We start from the raw sequence: 9,604 nt of genomic DNA, 5'->3' as shown, positions 1-9,604 counted from the left end.
CCGCGATCGCTCGGCGGGCGAGCCGGCGTGTGACGATCTCGATCTCCCGGCGCGTCAGTTCCTCAGCCGTCCGGTCGTCGAACTCGTTCAGCACCACCGTGTCGTCGAGGCGGTTGAAGAACTCGGGATCGAAGAACCGTTCCACCGCGTTCCGAACGACGACGCGGCTGCGCTCCGACCGTGGCCCCCATCCGGCGCGGCGAGCCAACCGCGCCCACGGGGCGCGTCGTCTTCGTGCCACCTCGCGGGATCCGAGGTTCGACGTGAGGAACACGTAGCTGTTGCGGAACGAGATCGTCTGCTGGCCGTTGGCGAGCCGCAGTTCCCCGTGGTCGAGGATCTGCAGGAGCGCCCTCAGAACGGTGGTATCCGCCTTCTCCACCTCGTCGAAGAGCACGATTCCCGGGGTGTACGGGTCGCCTTCGATCCTGCTCCTGTCGAACAGCGTGAACGACTCCTTGCTGCCTGCGTACCCGGGTGGCGCTCCGGAGAATGAGGCGGCGTAGTGCTCTTGGGCGAGCGTGTTCATGTCGATCCGGCACATGTCGTCGGGTCCGGACCGCAGCTCCGCCGCGACTCGACGGACGAGTTCGGTCTTGCCGACGCCGGTGGGTCCGACGAGGAGGATGTTGGCGAGGGGACGTGTCGGGTCGTGCGCGCCGACCCGTGCCAGCGACACGGCGCGGACGACCGCGTCGATCGCGGGCCGTTGCCCGACGATGCAGGCGTTGAGCCTGTGCGACAGCATCGTCGGATCCCCCTCGTCCGCTGGGGCGTCGGCCGGTTCCGCGACCTTCACCCGGGTGCGATTCTGGTCGTGGAACATGTCGGTGAGATAGGGCATCTGGGCTCCCGGCATCCGCGGCTACGCCTCGGCGGTCTCTTCGACGGGCAGCGAACCGACTCGGCAGTCGGCCACTCCCACCGTATCTCTCGTGATGGCCTCGACACGTTCCTGCGCCTTCCGAGCATCGGTCACCCACAGCTTGTAGAACTCGAACGGGCAGTCCGCGACCCCCTTGTCTCCGTCGCCGGCCGCGTGGACACCGGAGTAGCCGCGGTGCAGCAGCTTGAAGAGGTGGTTCTGCGACTGGTCGTTCTCGCGAGCGTCGCGGATGGCCGAGACCGACAGCTGGGCATACTGGATGCCGTACTCCTCTTCCCCGGTCTCCCCGAGGGTGCGTCCGTCGAATCCGATGATCGCCGAGTGCCCGAAATAGGAGTAGACACCGTCGAACCCGGCGGCGTTCGCGACGGCGACGTAGCAGTTGTTCGCCCACGCCATCGCCTTCGACATCAGCACCTGCTGGTCTTTCGCGGGGTACATGTAGCCCTGGCAACGCACGATCAGTTCGGCGCCCTTCATCGCGCAGTCACGCCAGATCTCGGGGTAGTTGCCGTCGTCGCAGATGATCAGGGAGATCTTCAGTCCCTTGGGACCGTCGGTGACGTGCGTGGTGTCACCCGGGTACCAGCCCTCGATCGGGCACCAGGGCAGGATCTTGCGGTACTTCTGGACGATGTCGCCCCGATTGTTCACCAGGATCAGGGTGTTGTACGGCGGCTTGGCCGGGTGGGCTTCGTGCTGCTCACCGGTGATCGAGAAGACGCCCCACGTGTCGGCCTCCCGGCACGCCGCCGAGAAGATCGCCGTTTCGTCGCCGGGGATGGTCGCTGCAGTCGCGTACATCTCCTGCTCGTCGTACATGATTCCTTGCGTCGAGTACTCGGGGAACACCACCAGGTCGAGTCCGGGCAGACCCGACTTCATCCCGATCATCATGTCGGCGATGCGTCGTGCGTTGTCGAGCACCCCGGCCTTGTCGTGCAGGCGCGGCATCTTGTAGTTGACCACCGCCACGCCGACGGTGTCGCTGCTGGAGGAGATGTCTCCGTGTCGCATATCGTGCTCCTTCTTCGAGTTCGCCCGGCGCGGTCGCCGGGCTCAGTTGTGGACGGGACCGTATTGGGGGGAAGGCTTTTCGTCGGGACGAGCGGATGCAGGGAAGCCGAGCGCAGCGGCGATCCCCACGAGGACGGCGAGGACCGACGCCCACCCGGCCGCGGTGAACGCGGTGGCGTGGAGGCTGCCGGTCAAGGCGAGGAACGCCGGGACGGTACATGTCGGCTGGCTGAGGAGGATCGCGACCCATCCCGTGAATCGGGTGAGTCCGTCGAACCCGAGAGCGAGGACCAGGAAGAACAACGCCCACAGGAACGCCCACGAGAGCCAGATGACCCCGAAGACGGGGTCGCCGACGACGGTGAACGACAACGCCGAGTAGACGAGGGCGGCGACCGCGACGAAGCCGGAGAACCATCCGATGCCCTGCGGCTCGAGTCCGGCCAGGTTCACGATTCCCACGTACAGATAGGTGAACCCGAACAGGTACAGGCCGGATGCGGCCAGAACGTCCGCCGTGTCCCCCTGGGCCTGGATCAGCAGGGCGGTAGGTATGACGCACTGCAGTGCGCCGACGAACAGGTTCAACACTGCGGCCGACCTGACAGGTACGACGGAGAGGAGCATCAACCCGTTGACGAGGAGGACCGCTCCCACGTACAGCAAACCGACATTGCCCACCGGACACCTCGCCTTACTTCCAAATGAAACTGTTTCGAATGAAAGTAGTGGCCCGCGCCACACATGTCAACGAGTGTTCGTCAGAACGACGTGAGGATCTCGAAGTCGACACCGTCAGCGATGGACAGGTGAATCCTCTGTCGAGCCACTCCGTTTCGGAACTCGACCGGGCCTCGCGGTCCGTCGAACGCAGTCCCGTCCACCACGTCGTCGAGATCGGCCGTATCCGCCGTTCCGGCGCGGGCCACGAGACTGGCCAAGGTGTTCATGCCTTCGTAGCAGGACTCGGCGGCATTGTTCAGCGCGGGCGCGTGCGGCCCGTGCATCGCTACGTACCCGGTGAGCAGATCCATCGAGTCGGCGCCGACCAGGGAACGGAAGTAGGCGGCGGCGACGTAGAGGTTCTTCGTCGCCGCCGGCCCACTCGCAAGCAGCATGTTCTCTTCCATGAGAGGGCTGAATCGGACGACCCGGTCGGCGAGTCCTCGCCGCGCGAAGGCCCGGTTGAACTCGACGGCATCCTGGCCGACGAGGAGCATCACCACCCCGTCGCACCGGGAAGCCGCGACCGCGTCCACGACATGTCTCATGTCGGCGCGCCCGAGGTCGACGAACGACTCGCCGACGATCTGCAGGTCGAACTCGTGCGCGTACATGCGTATCGCGCCGAGGGAACCGCGGGGCCATACGTAGTCGTCCCCGACGACGAACCAGCGCCGCGTCCCTACGTTCTCCCGCAGCCATTTCAGCGCAGGCGCGATCTGCTGCGCGGGGGTTTCGCCGCAGCAGTAGACGCCGCCTCGGCTCTCACCTCCCTCGTAGAGGGAGGTGTAGGCGTACGGAACGCGGCCGGTCACCACCGGGGCGATGGCATGACGCACGGACGAGATGTGCCAGCCGCTGACCGCATCGATCGCACGAGTGGACACGAGACGACGAATCTCGGTGGCGATCCGCCGGGGGTCGCCGCCTCCGTCCACGATCTGGACACAGACCTCGCGACCGAGGACGCCGCCCGACGAATTCAGGTCGCGCGCCGCCAACTCGCTCACCGCTTCGCAGGACGGGCCGAACAGACCGGCCGGCCCCTGCAGCGGCACGACCATGGCCACGCGCCACTGTGACGCGCGTGCACGATCGAGCACCGCGCTCACGTCGATGCCCTCACGGCACCGCGGGCCACGACCCGCACGTAGGCTATCATTTCACTTGGAAGTATTATTGGCGAGGCGCGAACTATGCAATAGCTCGGGGGCTGTCATGTCGGACAAGGGTGTTGCCACCTCGATGGAAGCATCTGCGACGACCGCGCTCGTCCTCGCCGCACGCCTCGCCGCACAGTCGATCGAGACCGTCCTCTCGTCCGACGAGCTCAACATGGACCACTTCCTCGTACTCGAGGCACTCGCGGTCCGGCCGGGACTGACGATGGCCGAACTGCGCGATCGGACCCGGACCCCGGCGCCGACACTCACTCGGGTCGTCGACCGCCTGGTCTCCGTTGCGGCGGTATACCGCGAGGTCGATGCCCACGATCGCCGGAAGACCCGGGTCTATCTGAGCGTGCGGGGCAAGAAGCTCTTCGACCGCCTCTCCGCGTCCGTTCGCGACGTCGAGCAGGCATGGTCGGGACCGCTCCCCGACGGCCTGCCCGATCACGTGCACCCGGTCCTCGCCGCGTTGGAGGAGGCCGCCGGCCGCTAACCTCGTGGCCGAATGTCACATGGGTTCGATGACATCGAACCGGTGTGACATTCGGTCCGGGCGCATGTGCGCGTGGTTCAACGGTCGAGTCTCGCCCGCAGCAGGAAGGTGTTGTAGTCCGACCACGTCGAGAGCATGAAGTACAGGTCCTCGTCCGTCGACCACGGATGCATGAACCCGCCGTACAGCTCGGGGTGCTGCTCCACCCCGACCAGCCGCGCGCTCTCCGACCACACCCCCTGGGGTGACGCGGCCTCCCGCACGACGATCGCGGCATCGGCGGTGTCCAGGTACGTCATCTGCCAGCGGTCCGCCGCGGCGTCGTAGCGCACGGACAACTCCGCGGCGGGGCCGTGCACGACGGGCGTCGCCGCGGTGTATCCGCCGACGGGGGTCCAGTTCCCGTCGCGCCAGTACTGGTAGGCGCGCGGCTCGAGCACCCGGTCCTCGGGCACCCGGGCCAGCGCCACCGCGCCGAGCCGGGTGTTGGGGGTGCCGAACAGGTACACGTAGCCGTGCGCCGGCACCGCCGCGGCCACCTGAAAGTTGGTGACGCCGAAGATGTTGTCCCACTTCGCATGCGGATCCTCGACCCAGGTGGAACCACCGTCGTCCGAGTACGCGATGCCCCCGTGGTTGGTCCACCACGTGCCGGGGATGCTGTTCCACGTCCGGATGGACATGTACGTCAGGTACGGGCGGCCGCCGATCGCGAATCCCGACGTCGGGATCGTGGTGATCTCGACGTTGTCGAGCTTGCGGCTGCCGAGGATCTCCGCGGCGTGGCATCGCGAGTCCTGGATCATCGAGTCGAAGTTCATCCCGTCCGTCAGGTCCCGGTCGGTGGAGAAGGCCAGCACGTTGCTGCGCCAGTCGCCGCCCTGCCCGCCCGGCGGATGGAAGCCCCGGCCGACGGTGTCGCCGAACGCGACGGCGATCCGGCCTGGCTCCGACTCCCACATGAGGCCGAGATCGGTGCCGTACACCTGCCAGCGCTTGTCCGTCCGGTTGACGGACCCGGCACCGGTCTGCTTCGCCACGGTGGCGACCTCGACGACGCGCGGAGCCGGAGGGGCGGGGACCCGCGGGGCGGGCTCGATCGGCGGGGTCTCGGGCGCCGGCGGTGGCGGCGGCGCGGCACCCTCCCCGGGCACCGGAATGCCGAGGTGGAAGGGGCTGGGCTTCAGGGCGATCCGGGGGAAGACCGGATCCGGATGGGCCGGCTCGTCGGTCAGGTCCGGGCACGGATCGGTGCACGGATCGACCGGCAACGGCGGTGGATCGATCCGTACCGGGTCCGGTTCCGGCGCCGGATACGGCACGGTGGTGATCACCGGATACGGCACCGGAATGTCGAGATCCTTCGGGACCAGCGACTCGTGCCGCCACGTGTCGCTGGCACACGGTCCGCTCCCCGGTACCCCGTCCGTCGCGGGCTCGTCGGCGCGGGCCGGCGTCGCCGCCAGCACCGCCACGAGCAGGGCGATCGCCGACGCCTGCCACCTCATGGGTTCCCTCCCGTGCGTCACGGCGCCGGACGGACCGGCGCCGCACAGGAGGGTACCGCCGGCGCGGCGCGGTGGCGTCGCACGCGGATCTGCGGCTTTATATCCCTGTCTCGGAAAATCCCGAGAGAAGCGAAGAATTCCGAATCAACGGAAGTCGCCGGGCGTGTACTCACGGGGTTCCACCAGCACGAGCCAGTTGCCCGAGTTGTCCCGGAACACCGCCTCGACCCCGTAGGGACGCTCGGACGGCGGCTGGGTGAACTCGACGCCCCTGGCCGTGAGCTCCTCGTACGCTGCGCGGCAGTCCGTGGTGCGGAGCCCGAAGCCGCCCATGGTGCCGTCGGCCAGCGCGCGACGAACGGCCCCGGCCATCTCCGGGCTCAGGGGTGGGCCGGGCACCATCAGCGTCACCTCGAGTTCCGGGTGGTCCGGGTGCGCGACGGTCACCCAGCGGAAGCCCTCACCCATCGCCACGTCGGCGGTTTCCACGAACCCCAGCGTGTCGAGGTAGAACTTCTTCGCCGCGTCCTGATCGGTGACATAGAGGGTCACCAGGGAGATGTTCGCGATCATGGCGTGTCCTCCGGATCGGTGATGTGGCACGTCTCGACCGTAGAGCGACGGACACGGTGCGAGCTTCTCCGAAATTGCGCAGTTCAGCGGAGGTCGCTCAGGCCGTGCATGAACACCCAGCAGCCCGGGATGCGCGGCGCCCCGGACTCGGCGAAGGCGGCCTGATACTCGCTGGGGGTGACCCCGACCAGCTGACGGAACCTGGTGCTGAACGACCCGAGGCTGCTGTACCCGACGAGGTGACAGATCTCCGTCACGGTCAGATTCGTCGCGCGCAGCAGGTCCTGCGCCCGCTCGATGCGGCGTTCGGTGAGGTGGACGCCGGGCGTCTTGCCGTACACGGCGGTGAAGCAACGCAGGAAGTGGTACTTCGAGACCCCCGCGGCGGCGGCGAGCCCGGTGAGGTCGAGAGGTCGCGCGTACTCCCGGTCCGCGAGATCACGGGCGCGGCGCAGATGCGGCAGGAGCTCCTCGGGCACGCGGCGCGGCATGCGGCCAGTGTCGCAGCGCCCCACGACAGGAATTTCTGTCCGTGTCTAGGCGACGGGGTAGAGACCGCGATTTCGTCACGACGTCGTGATACACGACACACGCCGAAACTGCCCGAACAGGACAAAGCGGCCGGAAACGTGCTGGGAGACCGGGCAACCCGCGTATCCGGCCCCGAAGGCAACGATTGTGTAACGTATCCGGGAGGTTCCTGTCCCGACAAGCGGAGGTGATCGTCCGTGCTGCTGTCCGAAGTTCGAGCCCGGCCCGGGTACTCGCTGCTCGTGGGGGCAGGGCTGCTCGTGTCGGCCGTGGTCGCAGGCATCCACCTCGAGAACGCTGTCACCGGATACCTGATGGACCTGTCGGTCTTCCGCGACGCGGGGTGGGCGTTCCTGCACCACACCCCCCTCTACACCGAGGGCTTCCACACCAGTTCGGGCTTCCGCTTCATCTATCCGCCGTTCGCGGCGTTCCTCTTCGCCCCGCTGCCCCTGCTGAACGCGACATTGATGCAGGTGCTGTGGACCGCAGGCCTGATCGGCCTGGTGTGGTGGGTGCTGAAGGTCTCGCTCGAGCACATGGACGTCCGTCGCGCGAACCTGGTCGCGACCGCCGGACTGGGCGTGGCGCTCTGGCTCGAGCCCATCCGCTCCAACTTCCTGTTCGGGCAGATCAACATCCTCCTCATGGCCCTCGTCGTCGCCGACGTCCTCGGCGTGATCCCGCAGCGGTTCCGCGGCGTCGGGATCGCCCTCGCCGCCGCGATCAAGGTGACCCCGGCCGCGTTCGGTGTGCTGTTCCTGCTCCGGCGGGACATGCCGTCGGCGGCGCGCGCCTTCGGTGCGTTCCTCGCCGTGGCGGGCTTCGCGTACTGGCTCCGCCCGGAGTCCTCCGTGTACTTCTGGACCACCGAGGCCTGGGCCACCGACCGGGCCGGGGACCAGGACTTCTTCCGCAATCAGGCGCTCAGCGGCCTGCTTGCCCGGCTGGGCGTCGAGGGGCACGCCTACACCGCCGCCTGGCTCGCGGGCGTCGCACTCGTCGTCCTCGGGGCGCTGTGGGCCGCCCACCGCTTCACCCGATCGGGCGAGCACGTCGTCGCGCTCGGGGTGATCGCGCTCGCGACCCTGCTCGCGGCGCCCATCGCGGTGACGCATCACTGGGCCTACAGCGTGCTGCTCGTCGCGGTCGCGCTGGCTCCGCGGTACCGCTCGTGGTGGCCCGTGCTGCTGCCGGCCGCGCTGGTCTTCCTCGTCGGGCCCAACTACCTGCTCGAGGACACCTCCACGCACGGCTGGGTCGAGTCGGCCATCCAGCAGACTCTCGGCAACGCCCAGTGCGTCACCGGACTCGTGGTGCTCGTCGCGGCGGCCGTCGCGGCCCGGTCCCGCCGTCCCGGCACGGTTCCGGCACCGGCCGGCGCTCGCGCCGCTCAGCTCCAGAACGCCCCGGCCAGGACGTAGATCGCGGTTCCGGCGACGGTGCTCAGCGCCGCGCTCCGCCGCCACAGGTGCACCGCGACGGTTCCGGCGAGGCCCAACACCGCCGGTAGCCACGTCGCCGGACCGACGTCGCGCAGCGTGTACATCACCAGGATGACCATCACCCCGGCCGGCATCGCGCCGCCGAGGTAGCCCACCACGTCCGACTCCCGCAGCCGGGCGAGCGCGGCGAACGGGACCGCCCGCAGACCCACGGTGACGACGAACATCGCGATCAGGGCACCGACGACGTAGCCGGCGCCCGGTACCGACTCAGGCACGGGCCACCTTGTTGCGGTAGACGAACCGCAGCAGCAGATACGCGACGAACAGGCCCAGCGAGATCACCAGCATGCCGTCCTTCGACACGGTCACCCCGACGAGGCCGCACACCAGCGCGGCGGCCGACGCCGGCAGGTCGCGCCCGAGACGGAATGCGTCGAGCGCGAGCACGGCGAACAACGCCGTGAGGGCGAACTCCAGACCCGACAATCCCGCGGGCAGCGCCGCACCGACCAGGGCGCCCGCGGTCCCGGACGCGACCCACAGCAACTGGCACGTCGCCGCGACCGCGAGCATCCGCGCGCCGGTCAGCTCGTCGCGACGCTTGGTGGCGACGATGGCGTAGGTCTCGTCCGTGAGGGCGTAGACGCCGTACGCCCGCCCGAGCCGGCTGCGGATCTTCTCCAGCGGAAAGGACAGTCCGTAGAACACGTGCCGGAAGTTCACCAGCAGGGTCGCCGCCGCGATCGACGCCACCGGGGTCACCGCACCGATCAGGCCGACGGCGAGGAACTCCATCGAGCCCGCGTAGATCACCGTCGAAAAGACGGGCGCCCACCACCAGTCGAAACCTGCCTGCGTGAGCACGACCCCGAACGCGAGGCCGAGCGGGATCAGGCCGAGACCGACTGCCCAGGAGTCGCGGACACCCGTGCGGATCTCGGAGAGACGGCCATCTGCCATGGCTCCAGGCTATGGGGTGACCTGCTCGCCCGGCGCAGCAGGATGCGGCGCTCCTCTTCCGACATCCCGCCCCAGATGCCGTGCCGCTCCCCGGCCTCGAGGGCGTGCCGGAGACACTGGGTCAGCACGGGACAGGACTGGCAGATTCGCTTCGCGGCGCGGACGCGGTCGGTGCGTGCCTCCCCGCGCTCGTTCTCCGGATGGAAGAACGTCGCGGCGTCGGCGTCCCGGCAGGCGGCCTGCAGCTGCCAGTCCCAGGACTCCGTGATCGCCGGGGGCAGGGTCAACAGCTTGGG

General features: G+C 68.5%; 12 protein-coding genes. 2 read left to right on the top strand and 10 right to left on the bottom strand.

Translation table 11 applies throughout. From position 1 onward, the window contains the following. The 4 genes from OEY_RS0127610 to OEY_RS0127595 all read right to left on the bottom strand — a co-directional run. Window positions 1–844 (bottom strand): AAA family ATPase (locus OEY_RS0127610; RefSeq protein ID WP_043806124.1); only part of this gene is annotated, 844 nt, incomplete at its 3' end. A 21-nt stretch (window positions 845–865) separates the two neighbouring features. Then, window positions 866–1,903 carry an aliphatic amidase gene (locus OEY_RS0127605; protein ID WP_010596948.1) on the bottom strand — a complete coding sequence of 346 codons (1,038 nt, stop codon included), beginning with the start codon at window positions 1,901–1,903 and terminating at the stop codon, window positions 866–868. A 42-nt stretch (window positions 1,904–1,945) separates the two neighbouring features. Continuing rightward, complete coding sequence (locus OEY_RS0127600; protein WP_010596947.1) at window positions 1,946–2,584, bottom strand: AmiS/UreI family transporter; 639 nt, start codon at window positions 2,582–2,584, stop codon at window positions 1,946–1,948. An 80-nt stretch (window positions 2,585–2,664) separates the two neighbouring features. Then, window positions 2,665–3,690 (bottom strand): substrate-binding domain-containing protein, encoded by a 1,026-nt coding sequence (locus tag OEY_RS0127595; protein WP_048771466.1) that lies wholly within the window; start codon window positions 3,688–3,690, stop codon window positions 2,665–2,667. Window positions 3,691–3,844: 154 nt separating this feature from the next. On the opposite strand from OEY_RS0127595, the gene OEY_RS0127590 reads away from it, so the two are divergent. Then, window positions 3,845–4,288, top strand: coding sequence for a MarR family winged helix-turn-helix transcriptional regulator (locus OEY_RS0127590; protein WP_029540286.1), 444 nt, complete (start codon window positions 3,845–3,847; stop codon window positions 4,286–4,288). A 77-nt stretch (window positions 4,289–4,365) separates the two neighbouring features. Here the strand turns inward: OEY_RS0127590 and OEY_RS0127585 are convergent, their stop codons facing one another. The 3 genes from OEY_RS0127585 to OEY_RS0127575 all read right to left on the bottom strand — a co-directional run bounded on the left by OEY_RS0127585 (window position 4,366) and on the right by OEY_RS0127575 (window position 6,860). Beyond that, on the bottom strand, window positions 4,366–5,796 hold the full coding sequence (locus OEY_RS0127585) for a DUF4185 domain-containing protein (protein WP_010596944.1): 1,431 nt from the start codon (window positions 5,794–5,796) through the stop codon (window positions 4,366–4,368). Window positions 5,797–5,940: 144 nt separating this feature from the next. Beyond that, complete coding sequence (locus OEY_RS0127580; RefSeq protein ID WP_010596943.1) at window positions 5,941–6,369, bottom strand: VOC family protein; 429 nt, start codon at window positions 6,367–6,369, stop codon at window positions 5,941–5,943. 83 nt (window positions 6,370–6,452) lie between these two features. Continuing rightward, window positions 6,453–6,860, bottom strand: a complete 408-nt coding sequence (locus tag OEY_RS0127575) for a helix-turn-helix transcriptional regulator (RefSeq protein ID WP_010596942.1) — start codon at window positions 6,858–6,860, stop codon at window positions 6,453–6,455. Between the two features lie 237 nt (window positions 6,861–7,097). Here OEY_RS0127575 and OEY_RS0127570 point away from each other — a divergent pair, with 237 nt between their 5' ends. After that, complete coding sequence (locus OEY_RS0127570; RefSeq protein ID WP_010596941.1) at window positions 7,098–8,324, top strand: glycosyltransferase 87 family protein; 1,227 nt, start codon at window positions 7,098–7,100, stop codon at window positions 8,322–8,324. Here OEY_RS0127570 and OEY_RS0127565 read toward each other — a convergent pair. From OEY_RS0127565 to OEY_RS0127555, 3 genes are all read right to left on the bottom strand, one after another. Then, window positions 8,294–8,623, bottom strand: coding sequence for a branched-chain amino acid transporter permease (locus OEY_RS0127565; protein WP_003934551.1), 330 nt, complete (start codon window positions 8,621–8,623; stop codon window positions 8,294–8,296). The two genes, OEY_RS0127570 and OEY_RS0127565, sit on opposite strands and share 31 nt — an antisense overlap. Then, complete coding sequence (locus tag OEY_RS0127560) at window positions 8,616–9,308, bottom strand: AzlC family ABC transporter permease (RefSeq protein WP_010596940.1); 693 nt, start codon at window positions 9,306–9,308, stop codon at window positions 8,616–8,618. Before OEY_RS0127560 ends, OEY_RS0127565 begins: the two co-directional genes overlap by 8 nt. After that, on the bottom strand, window positions 9,239–9,604 hold a 366-nt coding region (locus OEY_RS0127555; protein WP_010596939.1), incomplete at its 5' end, for a WhiB family transcriptional regulator. The genes OEY_RS0127560 and OEY_RS0127555, both read right to left, overlap by 70 nt.

The organism is Rhodococcus sp. P14, from assembly GCF_000256505.1.
GTDB lineage: Bacteria > Actinomycetota > Actinomycetes > Mycobacteriales > Mycobacteriaceae > Rhodococcus > Rhodococcus ruber.
Note: the sequence above shows the minus strand (reverse complement) of the source record. Positions and strands in the feature narration are given on the sequence as shown.